Here is a 24476-nt window from a genome sequence, read left to right as displayed (position 1 = left end):
GGTGCATCTTCCGCATCCGGTAGGGCATGACCTGTGTCGGAAAAGCGCAACAGCGCCGTCCTCGCCACAGGTCATGCCATCACCGAATGTTGAGGGCGTATCGGCAGTCGGCTGGGGCGCGACCCTACCGGTTTGATCATCCGCGAGCAGGGGCCGGGGCAGCAGCGGTTCCGGCAGGGGGACCGGAAGAGCCGGCCAGCGGCCGGCACTACCGGTTCCAGATGCGTGGGGGTTATTCCCCGATCCAGCCGTCCAGCAGGTCGGCGAACTCGTCGGCGTGTTCCTCTTCCTGGGCCAGGATCTCTTCGAGGATGCGCTTGGTGGTGGTGTCCTTGTCGCCGACGAAATTGATCATTTCGCGATAGCTGTCGATCGCGATGCGCTCGGCGATGAGGTTCTCGCGGACCATGTCGCGCAGGTCCTTGCCTTCCTTGTATTCGGCATGCGAACGCGCGGTCAGGGTGTCCGGGTTGAGATCCGGTTCGCCGCCCAGCTGCACGATGCGCTCGGCCAGCTTGCCGGCGTGTGCCTGCTCCTGCTGGGCGTGCTCCAGGAACTCACCCTTGACCGCGTCGGCGAGCATGCCCTTGGCCATGAAGTAGTGGCGGTAGTAGCGGAGCACGCACACGTACTCGGTGGCTAGTGCATCGTTGAGCAGCTTGATCACCGCCTCGCGGTCGGCGCTGTAGGTCGGCGTGATCGCGCCGTCCTCGATGTCCTTGCGCGCGCGGGCACGCAGGGTGGCGGTATCGCTGATGCCGTCCGGGCCGGTGCGGCGGGTGGCGGGGGCGGTGCTGGATTGCTTGGCTGGCGTTGACATGGCTGGCCGGGTTCCTTTGTTGCGGGGGATCAGCTGGGCAGGTGCTCCAGCACGTACGTTGCCGAGGACACCTCGAACTGGCCGGGTTCCTCGATGAAGGTCTGGCGCACCACGCCGTCTTCGACGTAGAGCGCGAAGCGGCGCGACCGCAGGCCCATGCCCGAACTGCTGGCATCCATCTCCAGCCCGAGCGCGCGGGTGAACTCGCCGTTGCCGTCGGACAGCAGCTGCAGGCCGTCGGGCACGTGCTGGCTTTCGCCCCAGGCCTTCATCACGAACGGGTCGTTGACCGCCATGCAGAACACGTCGATGCCGCGGTGGCGGAAATCGGCGAAGTGCTCCACATAGCCGGGCAGGTGGCGGGCCGAACAGGTGGGCGTGAACGCACCGGGCACGGCGAACAGCACCGCCCGGCGTCCGTCGAACAGGGCATGGGTGTCGATGGTCTCCATGCCCTCGCGGATGCGTTTGAGGGTGACTTCGGGAATGCGGTCGCCAACGTGGATGGTCATGCGGACTCCTTGGACACGGACAGCGTAGTAAGCGGGGTGGGAGGGTGGCGTCAAAACGTTGAAAAAATCGCGTGGACACCCATTTCAACGGCAGGGCAGCGCTGCCGGGGCCAGCGTAGCCGCCGCCCATGCGCGACGCATTGCGCCGGATCAAGCCCGCGCGTCACGGCAGCGGCGCTGCCAGCGGCTAGAATTGACGGGACGGTGCCCGCCGGCGCGGGCGACCGAACTTATTCGAGGTGTATCGATGGAATTCAAGGATTACTACGCCACGCTCGGGGTGGAACCGACCGCGGGCGATGCCGAGATCAAGACGGCCTACCGCCGGTTGGCACGCAAGTACCACCCTGACGTGAGCAAGGAGGCCGGCGCGGAAGACAAGTTCAAGGCCGTGAACGAGGCCTATGAAGCCCTGCGCGACCCGCAGAAGCGTGCCGCCTACGACCAGCTCAAGGCCCAGGGCTACCGGCCGGGCGAGGAGTTCCATGCACCGCCGAACTACGGCGGCGGGCAGGGCTTCGATTACGAGGAAGTGTTTGGGGGCGGCGCCGGCGGCGGCGGCTTCAGCGACTTCTTCGAAAGCCTGTTCGCGCGCCAGCGCGGCGGTGGCGGTGGCCGGGCCAGTGGCTTCGGCGGCGCCAGCCAGGGGCCGCAGCCCACCCGCGACACCCGCGCCAAGTTGTCGGTGCCGCTGGAAGCGGCCCATACCGGCGACAGCCTGCGCATCAACGTCAACGGCAAGCAGTTGGACGTGCGCGTGCCCAAGGGCATCCGCCCGGGCCAGGTGATCCGGCTGACCGGGCAGGGCACCGGCGGCGGCAACCTGCTGCTGGAAGTGGAATATGCCGAGCACCCGCAGTTCGAGGTGGACGGCCGCAACATCCTGTACACCCTGCAGGTGACGCCGTGGCAGGCCGCGCTGGGCACCAGCATCAGCGTGCCCACCCTGGGCGGGTCGGTGGAATTGAAGGTGCCGGCCGAATCCGATGCCGGGCGCAAGCTGCGCCTGCGCGGTCGCGGCCTGCCGGGCAACCCGGACGGTGACCAGATCGTGGAGCTGGAGATCGTGGCGCCGGCCCCGACCGAAGAGGCCCAGAAGAAGGCCTACAAGGCGCTGGCCAAGGCGTTCGGCGAAAAGGTGTGATGCCGGCGGCGCGCCGATGCATCGGCGTACCGACCGTTGTTGCGTACCAACCGTCAGTGCGTACCGACCAACGGTCGGTACCTACCGGGCCGGCCGTCGGCATCACGCCGTCGGCGGTTCCTGGTTGCTGAAAACGCGCTCCAGCACTTCAGACAGCTCGTCCTCGGAGAACGGCTTGGTGATGTAGGCCTTGGCCCCCTGGCGCATGCCCCACATGCGGTCGGTGTCCTGGTCCTTGGTGGTTACCAGGATCACCGGAATGTGCTTGGTGCTCGCATCGCGGGCCAGCGTGCGGGTGGCCTGGAAACCGTTGAGGTTGGGCATCACCACGTCCATCAGCACCAGATCGGGTAGTTGCGCCCGGGCCGCTTCCACCCCGGCGGCGCCATCAGTGGCGGTCAGGATCTCGTGCCCGAGCTTTTCGACGATGCGCTGTATCCCCAGCAGCTGCGACGGTGAATCGTCGACGATCAGAATGCGTGCCATGTTGTTCCCCAGGTTATGCCCGCAGTGTAGTGCCGCGCGCGCATGGCCGGGAAGCGTCCGGCATGCCGTCCGTCGCCCCCCTGCAACGCTCAGTCGATCCGCACCACCGTGCGACCCACTGCGCCGCCCGCAAGCATCGCGTCGAACACGTCGGCCAATCCGTCCAGGCCCACTTCGCGCGTGCAGATGGCCTCCAGGTGGCGCGGCTTCCAATCGCCGGCGAGCTTTTCCCACACCTGTTCGCGCAGCGCGCGCGGTGCAGCCGCCGACGACACCCCCAGGAGTGACACGCCGCGGATGATGAAGGGCATCACCGTCATGTCCAGCGCGGGGCTGGCCGCCAGGCCGGCGCTGACCACGCTGCCGTAAGGCACCGTCTGCGCCAGCAGGCTGGCCAGCATGGGGCCGCCGGCATTGTCCAGGCCGCCGCCGAAGCGCGCCGATTCCATCGGTTTGCCCGTGGCCAGCGCCTCGCGCGGCAACACCTGGCTGGCGCCCAGCCCGTGAAGGTAGTCGGCCTGGTCGGCCTTGCCGCTGATGGCATGCACCTCGAAGCCGGCGCGGCTGAAGATGTCCACCGCCAACGAGCCGACCCCGCCGGTGGCCCCGGTGACCGCCAGCGGGCCATGCGCGGGGGTCAGCCGGTTGTCGGTCATGCGCAGCAGCGCCAGCGCGGCGGTGAAGCCGGCGGTGCCCAGCACCATCGCCTCGCGCGGGGTCAGCCCGGCCGGCTGGGCGATCACCGCGCTCGCGGCCAGCCGCACGTACTGGCTGTAGCCGCCGTCCCGGGTCTCGCTGAGCCCGCAGCCGGTGGCCAGCACCGCATCGCCCTCGCGGTAGGCCGGGTCGGTGGAGGCCACCACCGTGCCGGCGACGTCGATGCCCCCCACCAGCGGGAAGCGGCGCAGGATGCGGCCCTTGCCGGTGCCGGCCAGGGCATCCTTGTAGTTCACCGACGACCACTGCGCGCGGATCACCACCTCGCCCGGGTTGAGCTGATCCAGGCCGATCGCCTCGATGCCGCTGCGGTGGCCGTGCTCGTCCTGGTGGATGCGGAAGGCGTTGAAGGGGGCGGGCAGGGGCATGGGGGCGGCCTCGTGGGGTGTGGAACGACACCTTACCTGCTGCCTGCGCGGGCCGGGACCCCCGGCTGGGCAACGCATGAATCGATCCCGTTGGCCCCTTGCCCCTTCCAATCCTGCCGATCCGCCCCATCTAGTAGAATCGAACAGGATTCATGGTTGACGGTGCGGAATGGCCCGCAGGCAACCTTTCACTGATGGAGCGTGCATGGCCTGGAATACACCCGGCGGCAACAAGGGCGGACAAGGTCCCGACGAGAACCGACGAGGGCCGTTTGGCCCGCGCGGTGGCGGCAATGGCAGCGGTTGGGGCGGTTTTCCCGGCCCGCTCAAGGATCTCTTCGATGGCAACATCCTGCGTTGGGTGGCGGTCGCGGTGGTTCTGCTGCTGCTGTTCTCCAGCTTCCAGCTGATCGGCGAACAGCAGCGCGGCGTGGTCCTGCGCTTCGGCCAGTTCTCGCGGATCCTGCAGCCCGGCCCCAACTTCAAGCTGCCCTGGCCGATCGAATCGGTGACCAAGGTCAATGCCACCCAGATCAAGACGTTCAGCAGCCAAGTACCGGTGCTGACCCGTGACGAGAACATCGTCAACGTCTCGGTCAACGTGCAGTACCGCATCGACGACCCGCGCCTGTACCTGTTTGGCACGGTGGCAGCCGACCAGGTGCTGGAGCAGTCCGCGCAGAGCGCGGTCCGCGAGCAGGTGGGCCGTGCCGACCTCAACGCCGTCCTCAACAACCGCGGCCCGCTGGCGCTGGTTGCCCAGGAACGCCTGCAGGCCGCACTGAAGGCTTACCGCACCGGCCTGGCCGTGACCGGCCTGACCCTGCCCGATGCGCGCCCGCCCGAAGAGGTCAAGCCGGCCTTCGACGAGGTCAACGGCGCCCAGCAGGTCAAGGAACGCCTGATCAACGAAGCCCAGGCCTACGCGGCCAAAGTCGTGCCGGAAGCGCGCGGCCAGGCCTCGCGTGCCCGCACCACGGCCGAAGGTTACAAGCAGGCCGCCGTGGCCAAGGCCGAGGGTGACGCCGAACGCTTCACCCTGCTGCAGGCCCAGTACAAGGACGCCCCGGAAGTCACCCGCAAGCGCCTGTGGCTGGAAACCGTGCAGCAGGTGCTCGGCCAGAACCGCAAGATCATCGGGGGCGATGGCCGCCAGCTGATCTACGTGCCGATGCCCGGCGACACCCGCGGCGCTGCCGCACCGGCCGCACCGGCCGTGACCCCGGAAGTGATGCTGCCGTCGCTGCCGGCCAGCACGCCGGTGGATGGCGTGCGCAACACCGAACGCCCGACCACCCGACCCACCGGTCGTGAAGGAGTCAGCCGATGAAGAGTTCCCTTTGGATCGGGTTGGCCGTGGCCGCCCTGCTGGGCCTGTTGGGCTCGGTATACGTGGTCCGTGAAGACCAGACCGCGATGGTGCTCAACCTGGGCAAGGTGGTCCGTGCCGACATCAAGCCGGGCCTGCACTTCAAGGTGCCGCTGGTGGAAACGGTGCGGGTGTTCGACCGCCGTTTCCAGGTGCTCGCCACTGCCCCGGCGCGTTACTTCACCGCCGAGCAGAAGGACGTCAGCGTCGACTTCTTCGCCATCGGTTACATCTCCAACGTACGCGATTACTACCGTGCCACCGGTGGCGATGCCAGCGTGGCCGACGCGCGCCTGGCCCCGATCATCACCGACTCGCTGCGCAACCAGATCAACTCGCGCTCGCTGCAGCAGCTGGTGTCCGGTGACCGCAGCGAGCTGATTGCCGGGCAGTTGACCGGCATCAACGAAGCGGTGAAGGGCCTCGGCATGCAGATCATCGACCTGCGCATCAAGCAGATCGACCTGCCCACCGACAGCCAGGTGATCAACGATGTGTACGAGCGCATGCGCGCCCAGCGCAAGCAGGAAGCGGCCAAGCTGCGTGCAGAGGGTGAGGAGCAGTCGCTGACCATCCGTGCCCAGGCCGACCGCGACAGCACGGTGATCGTGGCCGAAGCCGAGCGCGATGCGCAGCAGCTGCGCGGTGTCGGCGATGCCGAAGCCGCGCGCATCTACGGCAAGGCCGGCTCGGCCGACCCGTCGTTCTACGCCTTCTACCGCAGCCTGGAGGCCTATCGTGGCTCGATGGCCGACGGCAACGGCGTGATCGTGCTCGACAAGAACGACCCGTTCCTGCAGTACCTCAAGAGCGATCGCTGAGGCCGCAGGCGGCAGGTAACCCACGGGGACCCGGTGCAGACCGGGTCCCCGTTTTGTTGGTGGAGATGTCATGAAAGAGTTGTTCTCGGCCCTGTGCCTGGTGGCCGTGCTCGAAGGCCTGTTCCTGTTCGCCGCCCCGCTGGCCTGGAAGCGCATGGCCGAACACCTGCTGATGCTGCGCAGCGCCACACTGCGCACCTGGGGCGGAGTGATCCTGCTGGCCGGCCTGACCACGCTGTGGTGGCTGAAACACTAGGTAGTGCCGGCCGCTGGCCGGCTCCCGACCAGACCCCGGTAGTGCCGGCCGCTGGCCGGCTCCCGACCTTGGCTGAGGAGCCGGCCAGCGGCCGGCACTACCGGATCGCATCAGCGGCCGGGCCGGGGCCGGTGCCACGGTGCCTGGTCCTGACCGGTTGCCAACGCCCGCCTCCAGCGGGGTGGCACCTGCCCAAGGAAACCCGGATAATGCAAAAAAGCCGGACGGGCCTCCCCGTTCGGCTTTTTCCGTGTCTGGGCCTTCCATCGCCGGCCGCTCCCCGTTTGGAGCCGCCATCACCGCGCTGGCCAGCCCCGCCACGGTTTACCCGTCCGCGGCCCCGATGGCCGCAACATATGAGGAGCCCGTCATGGGTCAGTCTGTCGTAGTGCTTGGTGCCCAGTGGGGCGATGAAGGCAAGGGCAAGATCGTCGATCTGCTCACCGAGGAAATCGGTGCCGTAGTACGTTTCCAGGGCGGCCACAATGCCGGCCACACGCTTGTCATCAATGGCAAGAAGACCGTGCTGCACCTGATCCCGTCGGGCATCCTGCGTGCCGACGCGCTGTGCCTGATCGGCAACGGCGTGGTGATCTCCCCGGCTGCGCTGCAGAAGGAAATCGCCGAGCTGGAAACCTCCGGCGTGGAAGTGCGTTCGCGCCTGAAGATCTCCCCGGCCGCGCCGCTGATCATGCCGTACCACATCGCCCTGGACCAGGCGCGCGAACGCGCTGCCGGCGGCAAGGCGATCGGCACCACCGGCCGTGGCATCGGCCCGGCGTACGAAGACAAGGTGGCGCGTCGCGGCATCCGCATCGCCGACCTGCACTACCCGGCCCAGCTGGAAGAACTCCTGCGCACCGCGCTGGATTACCACAACTTCGTGCTGACCAATTACCTCAAGACCGACGCGGTCGACTTCCAGAAGACCTACGACGAAGCACTGGCCTTCGGCGAGTACGTCGAGCCGATGAAGTCCGACGTTGCCGGCATCCTGCACGACCTGCGCAAGCAGGGTAAGCGCGTGCTGTTCGAAGGCGCCCAGGGCGCACTGCTGGACATCGACCACGGCACCTACCCGTACGTCACCAGCTCCAACACCACCGTGGGCGGCGCGCTGGCCGGTGCCGGCGTGGGCGCGGACGCGATCGACTACGTGCTGGGTATCGCCAAGGCCTACGCCACCCGCGTCGGCGGTGGTCCGTTCCCGACCGAGCTGGACGATGAAGTCGGCCAGGGCATCCGCGACCGCGGTGCCGAGTACGGTGCCTCGACCGGCCGCCCGCGTCGCTGCGGCTGGATGGACATCGTCGCGCTCAAGCGCGCCGTGGCCATCAACGGCATCAGCGGCCTGTGCATCACCAAGCTGGACGTGCTGGACGGCATGGAAAAGCTGAAGGTCTGCATCGCCTACGAATACCGCGGCAAGCGTACCGAATACGCCCCGCTGGACGCGCAGGGCTGGGAAGAGTGCACCCCGGTGTACCTGGAGTTCCCGGGCTGGACCGAGAACACCCACGGCATCACCAACTGGGACGACCTGCCGCCGGCCGCCCGCGCCTACCTGCGTGCGCTGGAAGAGCTGGCCGGCTGCCCGGTCAGCATCGTTTCCACCGGCCCGGACCGCGACCACACCATGGTCCTGCAGGACCCGTTCGCCTGAGCCACCCGGTAGTGCCGAGCCCTGCTCGGCACTGCCACCGCACCAGGCAGAAGCACGAAGGAGCCCCGCGAAAGCGGGGCTTTTTCGTGGGGCGGCCCCCCAGTGGGCCTGAATACCCAAATTGGGTATGACCGTACCCAATCTGGGTAGGGAGCGCCCGGCCATGGCGATGGCAATGTGAACCGCGGCCGAGTTGTTAAGAAAGTGTGGTCAAGAACGCGCAACGGGGGGCCGATACCCCCTCACCCCCCCACGTTCTTGGATGTCCCCATGGATTTTTTGCGTAACGTCAGAGTCGTCTGGCGTCTTGGTATGGGCTTTGGCCTGTTGTTGTTGCTGGTGGCGGCCGTGGTGGCCACCGGCGCCACCGGCAGCGCGGTGCAGAAGCACGCGATGCAGCAGGTGGTCGAAGTTGGCGTCGCCAAGGTGCGGCTGCTGTCGGAAATGCTCGATGCGAACAACCAGATGATGGTGGTGCGCCGTGAAATGCTGATCCGCCAGGGGCAGGAGCGCGAGGCCGACGAGGCGCGCATTGCCGCGCTGGTCAAGCGCTACGAGGCCAGCTGGACCGCCTACCAGGCGCTGCCCACCGATGCCGAAGGCAAGGCGATCGGCGAGCAGATCGCGGCCAGGCGCGCCACCGCACGTCCGCTCAACAAGCAGACCAGCGAGCTGATGGAGCAAGGCGATTTCCCCGGCGCGGTCGCCCTGACCCTGGGCCCGGTGCAGGACGCGGCCAACGGCTGGAACAAGGCGCTGGCCAATGGCGTGGCCTATGAAGAAAAGGAAAGCCGCGAGGCCGCGGCCGAGGCGATCCGCCTGGGCGAGCGCACCCTGCTGCAGTTGCTGGTGCTCGGTGGCATCGCGCTGCTGGTCGGCATTGCCGCCTCGATCCTGATCGGGCGCAGCCTGACCGGGCCGTTGGCCCGCGCGGTGGGCCTGGCCGACCGCATGGCCCGTGGCGAGCTGGACCAGGATTTCCGCCTGGGCGGCCGCGACGAGCTCACCCTGCTGGGCAACGCCATGGGCAGCGTGCGCCAGAACGTGCAGGCCGCCATCACCGCGCAGCTGCAGATGGCGCAGCAGCACGAAGCCGGTGCGATCAGCTACCGGATGGACGCGGCCGCGTTGCCGGGCGATTACGGGCACATGCTGCGTGCCACCAACGAACTGGTGGGCTCGCACGTGGCCGTGCAGTCGCACATGGTCGATGTGATGCAGGACTACGCCATCGGCGACCTCAGCCGCGACCTGGACAGCTACCCGGGCGAGAAGGCACTGCTGACCCGCACCATGGCCACGGTCAAGAGCAGCCTGATGGCGATCAACCAGCAGATCGACACGCTGGCCAGCGCCGCGCGCGCCGGTGACTTCTCGGTGCGTGGCGATGAGGCCGCGTTCCAGTTCCAGTTCCGCGCCATGGTGGCCAACCTCAACGGCATGATGGCCAGCTCGCAGTCGAGCATCGCCGATCTGTCGCAGGTGCTGCGCGCCATTTCCACCGGTGACCTCACCTCGCGCATGGAAGGCCATTACGAAGGCGTGTTCGCACAGATGCGCGACGATGCCAACGTCACCGCGGCGCAGCTGACCGGTATCGTGCAGCAGATCCAGGGTGCCGCCGGCAGCATCAACGACGCCGCGCAGGAACTGGCCGCCGGCCACAACGACCTGTCGCGCCGCACCGAGCAGCAGGCTGCCAACCTGGAAGAGGCGGCTGCCTCGATGGAAGAGCTGACCTCGACCGTGCGCCAGAACGCAGAACTCGCCAGCCAGGCCGACCAGGAGGCGCATGCGTCCGGCGTCGCCGTGCGCGCCACCGAGCAGGCGATCGCGCAGATGGCCACGGTGATGAGCGAGATCGACAAATCCTCCGCGCGCATCTCCGAGATTTCCTCGGTGATCGACGGCATCGCCTTCCAGACCAACATCCTGGCGCTCAATGCTGCCGTCGAGGCCGCGCGTGCCGGTGAGAACGGGCGTGGTTTTGCGGTGGTTGCCAGCGAAGTGCGCACGCTCGCGCAGCGCGCCGGTACGGCGGCCAAGGAGATCAAGGACCTGATCGGCGAGGCCAGCGACAAGGTCAAGACCGGGTTGAGCGTGACCGTGGAATCCGAAGCAGCGATTGCCCGGCTCACCCAGGCCAGCTCGCGTACCAACCAGCTGATGAGCGACATCGCCGCGGCCACCAAGGAACAGGCCGCCGGCATCGAGCAGGTGAACCAGGTGGTGGTTCAGATGGACCAGGTGACGCAGCAGAACGCGGCGCTGGTGGAAGAAGCCACCGCGGCCAGCCGCGCGCTGGAAGAACAGGCGCACGCGCTGAGTGAATCGGTGGCGGTGTTCAAGCTGGAGCAGGGCACCCGGACTGTGGCTGCCCGCCGCGCGGCGTAGTTTTCCGTGCACCCGCGCGTCGCGCTGCCCGGCAGCGTTGACGCCGGGGTGTGACCCGTCCTGCCATAGGTTGACACCTGTGGCGGATGAATCGGCCGCCGTCAGGCGGCCAAGGACGCCCGATGCACTGCATCGGGCGTCTGCATTTTAAGGGACAGGTGCGGCCGCTCGGCGTTATAGATCGCCACCGACTCGGCCACCATCTGCCGTGCCTGCGCCAGGTCCCGATGGCGATGCAGCAGGAATTCGCCTTTCAAGATCCCATTTACCCGTTCTGCCAACGCATTCTGGTAGCAGTCGTAGCCGTCGGTCATCGAGCAGGTTACGCCGTGCGCGGCGTGGATCTTCTGGTAGTAATCCGAGCAGTATTGGATACCTCGATCGGAGTGGTGGACCAGTTGTTGACGCGTTTTTCGTCCTTTCAGCGCCATCTGCAACGCCTGGGCAACCTGCTCGGTCTGCAGCGTGTCGTGCACACTCCAGCCGACGATCTTGCGTGACCAAGCATCCGTAATCAGGCTCAGATAGACGAATTTTCCTTGCGTCGGCAGGTAGGTGATGTCGGCGACCCACACCTGCTCGCAGCCGGTGGGTACCACGCGCCCCTCGCCAGCTTTGAGCAGGTTGGGGTGCCGTCGGAAGCGGTGATGGCTGTCGGTTGTCTTGTGATATGCCCGCCGCATGGGCACCAGGAGCCGGGCATCACGAAGGACACCAAACAGGCGGTCCCGCCCCATCGCTATCCCCGATTCCTGCAGTGCCGGCCTGATCAGACCGTGGAGCTTGCGGGTGCCGATGCGTGGCTGACGGGCCCGATAGCCACCCACCAAGGCGATCGCCCGCGCGCCCTCGACCAGCTGCTGTTGTTGGCGATGGCCGGCTTTGTAGTACGCCTGCCGACTAATGCCGAAATGTCGGCAAGCCCTTGCCACGCTTACGCCTTGGAGGCGCCCTTGCGTGAGGACTTGCCGGAAGGCTTTTTTACGATGCGTACCCCGTAGTCCTCTTTGAGGACATCGACGATGGCTTCGAAAAGCTGCGCTTTCTCGTTGGCCTCCCGCAGTTGTACCTGCAAGGCCTTGATCTGTTGTTCCGGCGTCAGCGGCTTGGCCGCCCCGCTTTTGGGTGAAGTGGTCATGGGGGCAGATGATGCACCACCGGACCAATCCTGCCGACCATGGCGGCGAAGCCAGCCAAGCACAGTGCTCCTTCCTTGGATCCCGTATCGCTCCTGGGCCTTTTTGTAGGTCAGTTCCCCGCGCTCGACCTGGTCGACCACCGACAATTTGAAGGCCAACGAGTAATCCCGCTGGCTGCGCCTGAGTGTTGAATCCATTGAACATTCCTCTTCCTGTGGGAAAAGGTGTCAACCCAATTCAGGACGGGTCAGTGGCAATGAAAAGGCCCTGCTTGCGCAGGGCCTTCTTTTTTGGCGCTCCGCCCCAACACGGTAGGTCACCACCGTTGGTGGTGACGCCCTTGGCGCACACGCCCGCCTGGCTCGATCTTGGGATTACTTACGTTTCATCTATTCAGGCGACATCCACGGCGATGTGCCGGCCATTGCACACCTCACCACCGACCCGGTGCCTGCTGCGGGCATCGCGCCGCCCACCGACTGGTCGGTGCTGCCGGTGGTGCAGGGCAACGAGGATTCGGTGGTGATGGTGGTGTGGCGGCTGCTGCGGCAGGAGCCGGCGTTGATCGTCAGCGCCGGGTATGTGCTGCTGTCGCTGCTGGGGCTGTGGTCCAGTTACTTTTTCTACCGCGGTTTCCAGCTGTCGATCCTGGACTACCTGCAGGTCAGCGATTTCCTGGTCGCCGGCCTGCGCGATCCAGCGTACGCGGCGATCCTGGCGGGTGGCGCCCTGCTGGCGATCCTGGTCGGTTGGCCGGACACGCTGCGCCGACGCAATCCGGCCCGGGTGGACGCACTGCGGGCGCGGCACTGGGGCTGGCGGGTGCTGTTTTCTCGTTCGGCGCTGACCAGTTGGGACATGTCGGGCATGCGTCCACTGACGGGTGTATGCGTGGCGGTGGCGTTCTTCATGGCGCTGGGGGCGGCCCTCTACTCCTTGAATAAGGCCGAAAACATCCGCGAAAGCGGGCAGGGCAGCGCGGTCACTGTACATCTGGCAGGCGATACCGCCGCGTTGCCCGGTACCGCGCGCCTGCTCGGCAGCAGCACCGGGTTCGTGTTCCTGTGGTGGCCGCAGCAGAAGCGTGCCGAAGCGGTGCCGATCTCGGCGATCAAACGCATGCAGTCGGTGGTGCTGCCGGGCCAGGTGAAGGCCACGCCTGCGCGCACGCCAGCCGCCGAGCCACGCTGAGCTGTATCGCTGCTACGTAGGACCCGGCTCCGGTAGGGATGCGGCAGTCCGACGCTGCCGCATCCGTTGGTCGATTCAGCGCGCCGCTTTCTTTGCAGGTGTTCGCGCCGCGGCCGTGTGCGCAGATTTCGTCTTTTCCGTCGCTTTCTTCACCGCCTTCTTCGCCGCGCCATCCTTCCGGCCACCGCCATCCTGCTTGTTGACGGTGGCCCAGGCGATCCGTTCGGCCGCAGCTTCGCTGCGGCCCTGATCCTTCTCGCTTTCTTCGATGTGCGCGGCTTGACGCTTCTGCTTGTCGGTGTAGGTGGATTTGTCACCCCGGGGCATCGGAGATCTCCTGTACGCGGTGGATGAGGTCAGGCCAGCATGCGGACCTTGGGTTCACGCGCCCACTGGCGGGTTGCCGCAGCAGTGAGGAAAGCCTTCGCATCTTCGGCTTCCACCACGCCCGCATCGTTGCCCACGCGGGCCGCCTTGAGCAGCGCCTGCGCACCCTCGTCGGCCGCGATGGCCTTCAGGTGGACCCACGCGTTGGCGACGAAATCGATGGCCGCCGATTCCTTGAGCAGGCGCTTGGCGGCCTCGTTGCTGAGCACCACGGCAACCGCGTCGAACACCACCGACGGCGTACCGGCCAGCTGGCCATCGGCCGCCAGGGTCTTGCCGTCGCTCAGCTTGCCGCCGCCCAGCTTCGGCGCGACCAGCTTCACGCTGGCACCGGCCTTGTCGGCGGCTTTGCGCAGATTACTGATCAATCCGGCGTCGGAGCCTTCGTCGAACAGGATGCCGATGCAGCGGCCTTTGAGCAGGTCCTTGGTGCGGCCGATCACGCGCACTTCCGGCGCCTTCGGGAAATCCTGCGCCGGGGTGGCGGTCGGCGCGGGATCGGGCAGGGCAGGCATCGCCAGGCCCGCCGCCACGCGTTTGGCCAGCGCGTCATCGATGTTGCGCAGGTGGCTCACCGTGCGCTCGCGCACCTTCGCTGTTTCCACCTTCGACAGCTCGAACACCAGTGCCGAGGCCAGGTGGGCCTGTTCGGGCGCTTCCAGGCTGCGGAAGAACATCCGCGCCTGGCTGTAGTGATCGGCGAAGCTGGCCGCGCGCACGCGGCCCTTCACCCCGTCATCGGGCGCCGTGGCATGGCTCGGGAAGCCCTCGGGGGTTTCGCGCGGAGTGTCGTCCTGCAGCGAACTGGGGTCGTAGGCAACGCGCCCCTTGGGCACCTGCATCTGCATGTGGCCGTCGCGCTGGTGGTTGGCGAACGGGCACTTGGGCGCATTGACCGGAATCTGGTGGAAGTTCGGCCCGCCCAGGCGGCTGAGCTGGGTATCCAGGTAGGAGAACAAGCGGCCCTGCAGCAGCGGGTCGTTGCTGAAGTCGATGCCCGGCGGCACATTGGCCGGGCAGTAAGCCACCTGTTCGGTTTCGGCGAAGAAATTGTCCGGCCAGCGGTCCAGCACCATGCGCCCGATCACGGTCAGCGGCACCAGCGATTCGGGGATGATCTTGGTCGAGTCCAGATGATCGAACGGGAACGCCTCGGCGTCTTCCTCGGTAAACAGCTGCACGGCCAGTTCCCACTCGGGGAAGTCGCCGGCGGTGATCGCCTCGAACAGGTCACGGCGATGGAAGTCGTTGTCGGCGCTCTGCAGTTTCACCGCCTCGTCCCACACCGTGGACTGGATGCCCAGCTTGGGGCGCCAGTGGAATTTGACGAAGGTGGATTCGCCGGCTTCGTTGAGCAGGCGGAAGCTGTGGATGCCGAAGCCTTCGATGGTGCGCAGCGAGCGCGGGATGGTGCGGTCGCTCATCGCCCACATGATCATGTGCATCGATTCGGGCATCAGCGACACGAAGTCCCAGAAGGTGTCGTGCGCACTGGCTGCCTGCGGGAAGGCGCGGTCCGGTTCCATCTTTACCGCGTGGATCAGGTCGGGGAACTTGATCGCGTCCTGGATGAAGAAGACCGGGATGTTGTTGCCGACCAGGTCCCAGTTGCCTTCGCGGGTGTAGAACTTCACCGCGAAGCCGCGGACGTCGCGTGGGGTATCCACCGAACCGGCGCCACCGGCCACGGTGGAGAAGCGGGTGAACACCGGGGTACGCACGCCCACTTCGGTCAGCACGCGCGCGCGGGTGAATTCTTCCAGCGAACGGGTCAGCTCGAAATAGCCGTGCGCCGCGCTGCCGCGTGCATGCACGATGCGCTCGGGGATGCGCTCATGGTCGAAGTGGGTGATCTTCTCGCGCAGGATGAAGTCTTCCAGCAACGTCGGCCCGCGCGGGGTATCGCGCAGCGAGTTCTGGTTGTCGGCAACCGCAATGCCCTGGTTGGTGGTCAGCGGCGGGTGGGTGCCACCGGCGTGCTGGTGCAGTTCGTCCCCTTGGCCACGGCTGTCGGCAGGAGGGGCGGGTTTGGTGCGGGGCTTGCTGGCGGCCATGTGGCGGCTCCGGGCTGGCGGGAAGGCAACCCCCACACTGGCGTGGCCGGCGTTAATCGCGGGTGCGAAAAGCCCGGCGCGCATCCACCCGCGCTTCACATGCCGCGTCCTGGCGCTGGGTGGCGCGCAGCCGGACGGGTATCCTTGGCCCGAATCTTCCGCCACCTGTTGCCGCATGCGCGTAGAACCTGCCGACATCGAAGCCCTGTTTGATGCGATCCCCGACGTGCTGTTCTTCATGAAGGACCGCGACGGGCGCTATACGCACATCAACCAGACCATGCTGCGCCGGCTGGGCCTGAAGTCGCGCAAGGAGGTGATCGGGCGCACCGCGGCGGAGATCTATCCCACCGGGCTGGGGGCCGATTACGCCAGCCAGGACGAACAGGTGCTGGCCGGGCGGGTGATCGAGAACCTGATGGAGCTGCACCTGTTCGCCAACCGCGAGCCGGGCTGGTGCCTGACCTGCAAGCGGCCGCTGCTGGTGGACGGGCAGGTCAAGGGACTGATCGGCATTTCGCGCGACCTCGGCCAGAAGGACAGCCTGGGCACCCAGTACGAGCAGCTGCGGCTGGCGCTGGCGCACCTGAACGCGCATTACGCCGAGAACGTGCGCATGCAGACCCTGTTGGACATCACCGGGTTTTCGCTGTCCAAGCTGGAGCGCACCTTCCGCAAGGTATTCCAGATGACCCCGCAGCAGGTGCTTACCCGCCTGCGCATCCAGATGGCGGTGCACCTGCTGCACGGCGGCGACAGCATCGCCAGCATTGGCCAGGCCTGCGGCTTCACCGACCAGAGCGCGTTCACCCGCAAGTTCAAGGCCGAGGTGGGGGTGTCCCCGCGCGGCTACCGCGCGCAGATCGGCGAGCGCGACCGCTAGGCCGGACTGGGCCCTGTGGCCTATGCCGCAGCCCGGCCGAACAGGTATCGTGTTGCACCTGTTGCCCGCCAAGCGATTCCGATGCCCGCATCCCCGACTCCGACGCCAGCCGCTCCCCGCCTGGGCCACGCGCTCAAGCCCCGCCAGCTGATCATGATGGGGCTGGGCAGCGCGATCGGCGCGGGCCTGTTCCTGGGCTCGGGCGTGGGCGTGCAGGCGGCCGGGCCGGCGGTGCTGCTGTCCTACCTGGTCGCCGGCGCGCTGGTGATCATCGTGATGAACGCCCTGGGCGAGATGGCAGCCGCCAAGCCGACCAGTGGCGCGTTCTCGGTGTACGCGGCCGACGCCATGGGTGCCACCGCCGGGGCCACCGTGGGCTGGCTGTGGTGGGTACAGCTGGTGATCGTGATCGCCGCCGAAGCGGTGGGCGCGGCCGGGTTGCTGGCCACGGTCTGGCCGGCGGTGCCGGTGCCGATGGCCGCATTGGCCTTCATGCTGTTCTTCACCGCGATCAACCTGCTCGGGGTGAAGAACTTCGGCGAGTTCGAATTCTGGTTCGCCATCCTCAAGGTGGTGGCGATCATCGCCTTCATCCTGATCGGCGTGGCGCTGTTGATGGGCTGGCTGCCGGACGTGGCCTCGCCGGGCCTGTCCAACTTCACCGCGCACGGCGGGTTCGCGCCGAAGGGCCTGGCCGGTGTGGGCGCGGCGCTGCTGGTGGTGGTGTTCGCCTTTGGCGGCACCGAGATCGTGGCGGTGGCCGCGGCCGAAACCGAAGACCCCGAGCGCAGCATCGCGCGCGCCATCCGCACCGTGGCCTGGCGCATCCTGGTGTTCTACATCGGCTCGCTCAGCGTGATCATCGCCGTGGTGCCGTGGACCAGCGAAGCGCTGAAGTCGCCCTTCGCGGCGGTGCTGCAGGTGGCCAACATTCCCGGCGCGGCCACGGCGATCACCCTGATTGCGGTGATCGCGCTGTTGTCGGCGCTCAATGCCAACCTCTACGGCGCCTCGCGCATGATGTACTCGCTGGCCCAGCGCCAGGAGGCCCCGGCCGTGCTGGGCTGGACCGACCCGCGCCAGGTGCCGATCATCGCGGTGCTGGCCAGCGTGCTGTTCGGCTTTGCGGCCACGGTGATGGAACTGCTGTTCCCGGACAAGGTGCTGCCGGTGCTGCTCAACATCGTCGGCTCGACCTGCCTGCTGGTGTGGACAATCTCGCTGCTGTCGCAGCTGATCCTGCGCCACCGCGCCAACCGCGACGGCACCCGCCTGCCGTTCCGCATGGCCGGTTACCCGTACCTCACCGTAATCGGCCTGGGCGTGCTGGCGCTGATCTTCGGCCTGCTGCTGTCCGAGTCGCACACCCGCCTGCAGTTCCTGTCGATGGCCGCGCTGACCGCGGTGATCGCCATCAGCAGCGAAGTCACCCGCCGCGTACGCGCCAGCCGCAGGGCGGATTGACGCTACTGCCGGCCGCTGGCCGGCACAACACACCACCGATCGAAACCCGGTAATGCCGGCCGCTGGCCGGCTCTGCACCATGCCGATCGGCATCCGTGGGAGCCGGCCAGCGGCCGGCAGTAGCGGGGGAAATGGCAGCCGGCCAGGGACCGGCGTTTCCGGCATCACGTGCGACGGGGCTTCCTGTCGCGGCATGGCCGCGCTGACCGCGGTGATCGCCATCAGCAGCGAAGTCACCCGCAGCGTACGCGCCAGCCGCAGGGCGGATTGACGCTACTGCCGGCCGCTGGCCGGCACACCACACCACCGATCGAAACCCGGTAATGCCGGCCGCTGGCCGGCTCATCACCTCACCGATCGAAACCCGGTAGTGCCGGCCGCTGGCCGGCTCTGCACCATGCCGGTCGGCATCCGTGGGAGCCGGCCAGCGGCCGGCACTACCGGGGTAAATGGCAGCCGGCCAGCGGCCGGCACTACCGGGGTAAATGGCAGCCGGCCAGAGGGCGGCGTTACCGGGGGAAATGGCAGCCGGTCAGGGACCGGCGTTACCGGCATCACGTGCGACGGGGCATCCCGCAAACAGAAACGGCCCGCTTGCGCGGGCCGTTTCCTGTTGCGGCAGGGCAGGGAGGCTTAGACCTCCACGCCCTCGTCTTCCTTGTAGGCATCCACCGGGATGCACGCACACATCACGTTCTTGTCGCCGTACACGTTGTCCACGCGCGCCACCGGCGGCCAGTACTTCTGCTGGCGCAGGCTGGCCAGCGGGAAGGCCGCCAGCTCACGCGGGTAGGCGTGCGCCCACTCGCTGGCCGACACTGCGGTGGCGGTGTGCGGGGCGTGCTTGAGCGGGTTGTCCTCGCGGTCCAGGCGGCCGTCTTCGATCGCGGCGATTTCCTCGCGGATCTGGATCATCGCGTTGATGAAGCGGTCCAGCTCGTGCAGCGATTCGCTTTCGGTCGGCTCCACCATCAGCGTGCCGGCGACCGGGAAGCTCAGCGTCGGGGCGTGGAAGCCGAAATCGATCAGACGCTTGGCCACGTCCTCGGCGGCGATGCCGGAGGTCTTCTCCAGCGGGCGCACGTCCAGGATGCACTCGTGTGCCACCAGCCCGTTGCGGCCGGTGTACAGGGTCTTGAAGTGCGGGGCCAGGCGGGTAGCGATGTAGTTGGCGTTGAGCAGGGCCACCTGGGTGGCCTTGCGCAGGCCGGCGGTGCCCATCAGCGTGATGTACATCCAGCTGATCGGGAGGATCGAGGCGCTGCCGAAGCTGGCCGCGCTGACCATGCCCACCGGGCCGTTGTCACCCAGCTTGCCCGGCAGGAACGGCGCCAGGTGCGACTTGACCGCGCACGGGCCCACGCCCGGGCCGCCGCCGCCGTGCGGAATGCAGAAGGTCTTGTGCAGGTTCAGGTGCGACACGTCCGAGCCCCACTTGCCGGGCTTGGCCACGCCCACCAGGGCGTTCATGTTGGCACCGTCGGTGTACACCTGGCCGCCGTGCTTGTGGATGATCTCGCAGATCTCCACCACCTCTTCCTCGAACACGCCGTGCGTGGACGGGTAGGTCATCATGATCGCGGCCAGGCGGTCGCTGTACTTCTCTGCGTTGACGCGGATGTCGTCGACGTCGACGTTGCCGTTGGCGTCGGTCTTGGTCACCACCACCTTCATGCCGCACATCTGCGCCGACGCCGGGTTGGTACCGTGCGCCGAATCCGGGATCAGGCACACGTCACGGTGGTCGTCGCCGCGCGAGCGGTGGTAGGCGCGGATCGCCAGCAGGCCGGCGTACTCGCCCTGCGCGCCCGAGTTGGGCTGCAGGCTCACCGCGTCGTAGCCGGTGCATTCCACCAGCATCGCTTCCAGGCTCTCGATCAGTTCCTTGTAGCCGGTGGCCTGGTCGGCCGGGGCCAGCGGGTGGATATTGGCGAACTCCGGCCAGGTCACCGGAATCATCTCGGCGGTGGCGTTGAGCTTCATGGTGCAGCTGCCCAGCGGGATCATGGTGCGATCCATGGCCAGGTCCTTGTCCGCCAGCGAGCGCAGGTAACGCAGCAGTTCGTGCTCGCTGTGGTGGGTGTTGAACACCGGGTGGGTCAGGAACGCGCTGGTGCGCACCAGGCCGGCCGGCAGCGCGTCGGCGGTGCTGGCGTCCAGCGCATCCACATCCACCTTGGCGCCGAACAGCTGGCCCAGGGCCACGATGTCGTCGCGGGTGGTGGTTTCATCCAGGCTGATGCCGACCGCTTCGCTGTCGATCGCGCGCAGGTTGATGCGCGCCGCCGCGGCCTTGGCGTGGATCGCCTTGGCGTCGATGTCCTTGACGTGCAGGGTGTCGAAGAAGTGCTCGCCCACGTTGACGCCGGCAGCGCGCAGCGCATTGGCCAGGATCGCGGCCAGGCGGTGGGTGCGGCGGGCGATCCGGGTCAGGCCGTCCGGGCCGTGGTACACCGCGTACATCGAGGCCATCACCGCCAGCAGCACTTGGGCGGTGCAGATGTTGGAGGTGGCCTTCTCGCGGCGGATGTGCTGCTCGCGGGTCTGCAGGGTGAGGCGGTAGGCTGCGTTGCCCTGGGCGTCGACCGACACGCCGATCAGGCGGCCCGGCATCGAGCGCTTGTAGGCGTCGCGGCAGGCCATGAACGCGGCATGCGGGCCGCCGAAACCGAACGGCACGCCGAAACGCTGCGAGTTGCCCACCACGATGTCCGCGCCCCATTCGCCGGGCGCGGCGATCAGGGTCAGCGCCAGCAGGTCGGTGGCCACGGCAACCAGGCCGCCGCGCGCGTGCACGGCATCGGCCAGCGCCTTGTAGTCACCCACATGGCCGAAGGTGTCCGGGTACTGCAGCAGCACGCCGTAGGCTTCGGCTTCCATGGCTTCTGCCGGGGTGCCCACGCGCAGCACGATGCCCATCGGCTCGGCGCGCGTGCGCAGCAGTTCCAGCGTCTGCGGGTGCACCGCGTCGTGCACGAAGAAGGTGTCGGACTTGCTCTTGGCCGAACGCTTGGCCAGGGTCATCGCTTCGGCCGCGGCGGTGGCTTCGTCCAGCAGCGAGGCGTTGGCGATTTCCATGCCGGTCAGGTCGGCGCACAGGGTCTGGAAGTTGATCAGCGCTTCCATGCGGCCCTGCGAGATCTCGGCCTGGTACGGGGTGTAGGCGGTGTACCACGCCGGGTTTTCCAGCACGTTGCGCAGGATCACGTTCGGGGTGAGCGTGCCGTAGTAGCCCTGGCCGATGAAGGTGCGGAACACCTGGTTCTTGTCGGCGATGGCGCGGATCTTGGCCAGCGCCTGCACTTCGGTCAGCGACTCGGGCAACGCCAGCGCCGCCGGCGACTTGATCCCGGCGGGCACGATCGCATCGGTGAGCGCGTCCAGCGAGGCGTGGCCGACCACGTCGAGCATCTGCGCGATTTCGGCGTCGTTGGGGCCAATGTGGCGTTCGACGAACGCGTGGCTGTGTTCAAGCTCGCGCAGGGAAGGGGTGTTCTGGGACATGGCTGGCATCTCGAAGAGTGGGCACGCACGTTCGGAAGGCTGCCGGGTCGGGGTGCATCGCAGACGCGCGCGAACCACCGGACCTTGCGGTCTTCCTGGGTGCCCCTCTGTCCTTTTGCCTGAGAGTTTAAAAGCGCGCATCTGCGTGCTTCGTGCCCCTTCGGCGCCGGCACTGGCCGGTCTCTCCAGAGTTTTGATGCGGGTGGTATCGGGCCTGAGCGATTACGGGCGTTGCGCCTTCGGCAGCGGGTGCTTCAAAACAAAGCGCCGCTTCTCCCACCATGTAGCCCGGCGATTATAGCCCAGCGGCCTTGCCGGCTGCGGCCCTACCCGGGATGAATGGGGGACGCCAGACGCCCCGGAATGGGACCGTTGGCATGGTGCGGGGGCCGGCAAAGGCCTATCATGGCCGGATCCTCGTATTCATCTGGCGCCGCCCGTTCCGGGCTGGCGCCCGCCGTGCATTCGCGCATGGCCCAGACGGAAGACCGCATGACGCCCGCCTCGCCCTCGACCCGCCGCCTGGCCCTGCTGCTCGCAGGCCTGGCGATGTTCGGTCCGTTCTCGATCGACACCATTTTCCCGGCCTTCCTGCTGCTGGGGGAGCGCATGCAGGTGGACCAGGTCGCGGTGCAGCAGACCATCAGCGTGTACCTGCTGTTCTACGGCCTGATGAGCCTGGCGCACGGCCCGCTGTCCGATGCGTTCGGGCGCAAGCGGGTGATCATCGGCGGGCTGGTGCTGTTCATCGGCGCCTCGATCGGCTGCGCGCTGTCACGTGACATGACCACGCTGCTGGTGTTCCGCGCGCTGCAGGGCGTCACCGCCGGGGTCGGGGTGATCGTCGGCCGCGCCGTGATCCGCGACCTGTACCACGGGGCCGACGCGCAGCGCCTGATGAGCCAGGTGTCGATGATCTTCGGCGTGGCCCCGGCGATCGCGCCGATCATCGGCGGCTGGATCCTGCTGGGCGGGGGCGACTGGCCGCTGATTTTCTGGTTCCTGGTGCTGTTCGGGGTGGTGCTGCTGCTGGCCACCGGCAAGTGGCTGCCCGAAACCCACCCAGTGGAGGCACGCACGCCGTTGTCGATGCGCGAACTGCTGCGCAGCTACCTGCGCATGGGCTCCAACCCACGCCTGTTGCGGCTGGCGGCGGCCGGCGCGTTCAACTTCTCCGGCATCTTCCTGTACATCGCCTCGGCACCGGTGTTTGTCATGCAGCACCTCAAGCTGGGCGAGGGCGGCTTTGCGTGGCTGTTCATCCCCACCATCGGCGGCATGACGATGGGCTCGTTCCTGTCCGGGCGCATGGCCGGGCGCCTGACCGCGCAGCGCCAGATCGGCATCGGCTTCGGCCTGTGCGCGGTGTCGGCGGTGCTCAATCTGGGCTACGTGCTGGCCGTGCCGCAGATCATGCTGCCGTGGGCGGTGCTGCCGATCTTCCTGGGGGGCGTGGGCATGGCGCTGATCTTCCCGATCCTGGCGTTGGCGGTGCTGGACATGTACCCGCACCAGCGCGGGCTGGCGTCGTCGATGCAGATGTTCATCCAGCTGATGATCAACACCGTGGTGGCCGGCGTGGTCTCGCCGCTGCTCAGTGCCAAGCCGCTGCATCTTGCGCTGGGCTATGCGGGCTTCTTCGCCGTGGGCGCCAGTTTCTGGTATTGGGAACGCCACTGCGAGCAGCGCCGCGCGCTGTTGACGCCCATCGAATAAGCCGCGCGCACGCCACGGTTGCGTCGTGCGCAACCGTGGTGCCGCCGCCATTGCCAACGTGCGGTGGCGGCGTATTCTGTGTGCTCGCCAGCCAGTTCGTGCACCACGACAGCCAACACATTCCCCTGCGGGCCGTCCGTGTCCGCCGCACTCCAGGGTGATTGCATGGCTGCACAGCAGACCTACCGCCTGTTCGACGTCGCGCTCAAGCAGCGCACCGTCCTTTCCCCGTCGCTGACCCGCATGGTGTTCGCCGCGCCCGACGTGGCCAACATGAAGACCGAGGGGCCGGACCAGCGCATCAAGGTGTTCTTCCCGTTGCCCGGCCAGGACGCGCCGCAGGTGCCGCAGGGCGAGGACTGGTACGCGCGCTACCGCGCCCTGCCTGAGGGCGAACGCGCCCCGATGCGGACCTACACCATCCGCGCGTTGCGCCCGGAGGCCGGCGAGGTCGACGTCGATTTCGTCCTGCACGGGGAGACCGGCCCGGCCTCGCGTTGGGCCACCCATGCCCGCATCGGCGACCGCATCGGCCTGCTGGCCCCGGATGCACAGGTGGCCGACAGCAGCCAGGGATTCGAGTGGAAGCCGCCGGCCGACGTGCAGCGGGTGCTGCTGGTGGCCGATGAGACCGCGCTGCCGGCGGTGGCCGGCATCCTGGAAGACCTGGCCCGCTGGCCGCATCCGCCGCAGGTGCAGGCCTTCCTGGAAGTGGCCCACGACGCCGACGTGCTGCCGCTGGCGGCCCCGGTGGGGGCGCAGCTGTTCTGGCTGGCCCGCGAGGGCGCCGCGCACGGTCAGCTGCTGCAGCAGGCGGTGCAGGCGCGGGTCGGGCCGTTGGGGCTGCGCGCGGCCGAGCAGGACCTGGCCGAGATCGACATCGACCAGGACATCCTGTGGGAGCAGGCCAGTGCGCCGGGCGGCGGGCTGTACGCCTGGGTCGCCGGTGAAGCCGGCGCGGTGATGGCGATCCGCCGGCACCTGGTGAAGGACTGCGGGATCGACAAACGGGCCATCACCTTCATGGGGTACTGGCGCCACGGCAAGGTGCTGGACTGAGGGGCGGCGGTGGCCAGCGGCCGGCCTGGCGGGGCACGTGCGGTATCCTTGGCGCTTTGATGCAGTCCGGACGTTCTTGATGTCGACCACCTCCAAACTGCGCCGCGACATCCGCCGGCGCCGTGAAACCCAGGCCGCCAACCGTGAGCAGGCCGCCGCCCCGCCGGTCGAACCGCATGCGGAACTGCGCGACCAGCAGCGCACGCTGTTGGCTGGCGTGGTGCGTCGCGATGGCGAATGGGTGCTGGGCATGGACGGCCGTATCGCCGGCCAGACCCCCAGTGCCGCCCGCGTGCTGGCGCTGATCATGCAGGCCGCCGAACTGCACGAACGCCAGGGCACGCCGGTGCGCCTGGTGTATTCGGATGCACTGAAGGACGCCGCGCATGCCGAGGCCAAGGCCGACGGCAAGGATTTCGAGCAGTTCAAGGCCGAACTCGCCGCCAGCCTGAAGACCCCGCCGCACTCCTGAGGCCGGGGGGGTCAGAGCCACGCCATGCGTGGCTGCAGTCGGTTCGGATGTCATCAG

At 67.6% G+C, this 24476-nt stretch carries 19 protein-coding genes, 1 pseudogene and 1 riboswitch; of the genes and pseudogenes, 12 read left to right on the top strand and 8 right to left on the bottom strand.

The window, feature by feature from the left end; translation table 11 throughout:
• Positions 1–232: 232 nt before the first annotated feature.
• Complete coding sequence (locus ACZ0AE_RS14720) at positions 233–820, bottom strand: ferritin-like domain-containing protein (RefSeq protein WP_463601457.1); 588 nt, start codon at positions 818–820, stop codon at positions 233–235.
• 29 nt (positions 821–849) lie between these two features.
• The gene (locus ACZ0AE_RS14715; RefSeq protein WP_038686925.1) at positions 850–1332 is read right to left on the bottom strand and encodes a peroxiredoxin; all 483 of its coding nucleotides are present in this window, start codon (positions 1330–1332) and stop codon (positions 850–852) included.
• 247 nt (positions 1333–1579) lie between these two features.
• On the opposite strand from ACZ0AE_RS14715, the gene ACZ0AE_RS14710 reads away from it, so the two are divergent.
• Positions 1580–2476, top strand: a complete 897-nt coding sequence (locus tag ACZ0AE_RS14710) for a DnaJ C-terminal domain-containing protein (RefSeq protein ID WP_038686926.1) — start codon at positions 1580–1582, stop codon at positions 2474–2476.
• Between the two features lie 102 nt (positions 2477–2578).
• Here ACZ0AE_RS14710 and pilH read toward each other — a convergent pair whose 3' ends face one another.
• Positions 2579–2962, bottom strand: a complete 384-nt coding sequence (gene pilH / locus ACZ0AE_RS14705; protein ID WP_038686928.1) for a twitching motility response regulator PilH — start codon at positions 2960–2962, stop codon at positions 2579–2581.
• A gap of 89 nt (positions 2963–3051) precedes the next feature.
• A complete protein-coding gene (locus ACZ0AE_RS14700; RefSeq protein ID WP_463601456.1) occupies positions 3052–4047 on the bottom strand; it encodes a YhdH/YhfP family quinone oxidoreductase in 996 nt (331 codons plus the stop codon).
• Between the two features lie 205 nt (positions 4048–4252).
• On the opposite strand from ACZ0AE_RS14700, the gene hflK reads away from it, so the two are divergent.
• The 5 genes from hflK (at position 4253) to ACZ0AE_RS14675 (ending at position 10550) form a co-directional block, all read left to right on the top strand.
• Entirely contained in the window at positions 4253–5377 is a 1125-nt protein-coding gene (hflK, locus tag ACZ0AE_RS14695; RefSeq protein WP_038686932.1) for an FtsH protease activity modulator HflK, read from the top strand.
• Positions 5374–6237, top strand: a complete 864-nt coding sequence (gene hflC / locus ACZ0AE_RS14690; RefSeq protein WP_038686933.1) for a protease modulator HflC — start codon at positions 5374–5376, stop codon at positions 6235–6237. The genes hflK and hflC overlap by 4 nt, the downstream gene beginning before the upstream one ends.
• A 70-nt stretch (positions 6238–6307) precedes the next feature.
• Positions 6308–6493 (top strand): DUF2065 domain-containing protein, encoded by a 186-nt coding sequence (locus ACZ0AE_RS14685; RefSeq protein WP_038686935.1) that lies wholly within the window; start codon positions 6308–6310, stop codon positions 6491–6493.
• A gap of 370 nt (positions 6494–6863) precedes the next feature.
• Positions 6864–8156, top strand: coding sequence for an adenylosuccinate synthase (locus tag ACZ0AE_RS14680; protein WP_038686937.1), 1293 nt, complete (start codon positions 6864–6866; stop codon positions 8154–8156).
• 270 nt (positions 8157–8426) lie between these two features.
• Positions 8427–10550, top strand: coding sequence for a methyl-accepting chemotaxis protein (locus ACZ0AE_RS14675; protein WP_038686943.1), 2124 nt, complete (start codon positions 8427–8429; stop codon positions 10548–10550).
• 101 nt (positions 10551–10651) lie between these two features.
• On the opposite strand, the gene ACZ0AE_RS14670 is transcribed toward ACZ0AE_RS14675, so the two are convergent.
• A protein-coding gene (locus tag ACZ0AE_RS14670) for an IS3 family transposase (protein ID WP_463601455.1) occupies positions 10652–11886 on the bottom strand; the annotation gives its coding sequence in 2 pieces (ribosomal slippage) (positions 10652–11535 and positions 11535–11886; 1236 coding nt in all).
• A 217-nt stretch (positions 11887–12103) separates the two neighbouring features.
• Here ACZ0AE_RS14670 and ACZ0AE_RS14665 point away from each other — a divergent pair.
• Positions 12104–12880 carry a hypothetical protein gene (locus ACZ0AE_RS14665; RefSeq protein WP_463601454.1) on the top strand — a complete coding sequence of 259 codons (777 nt, stop codon included), beginning with the start codon at positions 12104–12106 and terminating at the stop codon, positions 12878–12880.
• Between the two features lie 81 nt (positions 12881–12961).
• Here ACZ0AE_RS14665 and ACZ0AE_RS14660 read toward each other — a convergent pair.
• Positions 12962–13207 (bottom strand): annotated as a pseudogene (locus ACZ0AE_RS14660) (HupB); the annotation flags it as partial.
• Between the two features lie 29 nt (positions 13208–13236).
• A complete protein-coding gene (locus ACZ0AE_RS14655) occupies positions 13237–15321 on the bottom strand; it encodes a catalase (protein ID WP_463601453.1) in 2085 nt (694 codons plus the stop codon).
• Positions 15322–15496: 175 nt separating this feature from the next.
• Here ACZ0AE_RS14655 and ACZ0AE_RS14650 point away from each other — a divergent pair, with 175 nt between their 5' ends.
• Positions 15497–16204: an AraC family transcriptional regulator gene (locus tag ACZ0AE_RS14650; protein WP_038686947.1), complete on the top strand. Its 708-nt coding sequence runs from the start codon at positions 15497–15499 to the stop codon at positions 16202–16204.
• 81 nt (positions 16205–16285) lie between these two features.
• Positions 16286–17668, top strand: a complete 1383-nt coding sequence (locus tag ACZ0AE_RS14645; protein ID WP_313245305.1) for an amino acid permease — start codon at positions 16286–16288, stop codon at positions 17666–17668.
• 633 nt (positions 17669–18301) lie between these two features.
• On the opposite strand, the gene gcvP is transcribed toward ACZ0AE_RS14645, so the two are convergent.
• The gene (gcvP, locus tag ACZ0AE_RS14640) at positions 18302–21181 is read right to left on the bottom strand and encodes an aminomethyl-transferring glycine dehydrogenase (protein WP_447595109.1); all 2880 of its coding nucleotides are present in this window, start codon (positions 21179–21181) and stop codon (positions 18302–18304) included.
• 88 nt (positions 21182–21269) lie between these two features.
• Positions 21270–21371, bottom strand: a riboswitch (glycine riboswitch).
• A 293-nt stretch (positions 21372–21664) separates the two neighbouring features.
• On the opposite strand from gcvP, the gene ACZ0AE_RS14635 reads away from it, so the two are divergent.
• From ACZ0AE_RS14635 to ACZ0AE_RS14625, 3 genes are all read left to right on the top strand, one after another.
• Positions 21665–22888 carry a multidrug effflux MFS transporter gene (locus tag ACZ0AE_RS14635; RefSeq protein WP_448134178.1) on the top strand — a complete coding sequence of 408 codons (1224 nt, stop codon included), beginning with the start codon at positions 21665–21667 and terminating at the stop codon, positions 22886–22888.
• Between the two features lie 165 nt (positions 22889–23053).
• Positions 23054–23947, top strand: coding sequence for a siderophore-interacting protein (locus ACZ0AE_RS14630; RefSeq protein ID WP_463601452.1), 894 nt, complete (start codon positions 23054–23056; stop codon positions 23945–23947).
• Positions 23948–24026: 79 nt separating this feature from the next.
• Complete coding sequence (locus tag ACZ0AE_RS14625; protein ID WP_447595104.1) at positions 24027–24419, top strand: hypothetical protein; 393 nt, start codon at positions 24027–24029, stop codon at positions 24417–24419.
• Positions 24420–24476 lie beyond the last annotated feature (57 nt).

Source organism: Stenotrophomonas sp. AC248 (assembly GCF_979258185.1).
This window is presented reverse-complemented; position numbering and strand designations above follow the sequence as displayed.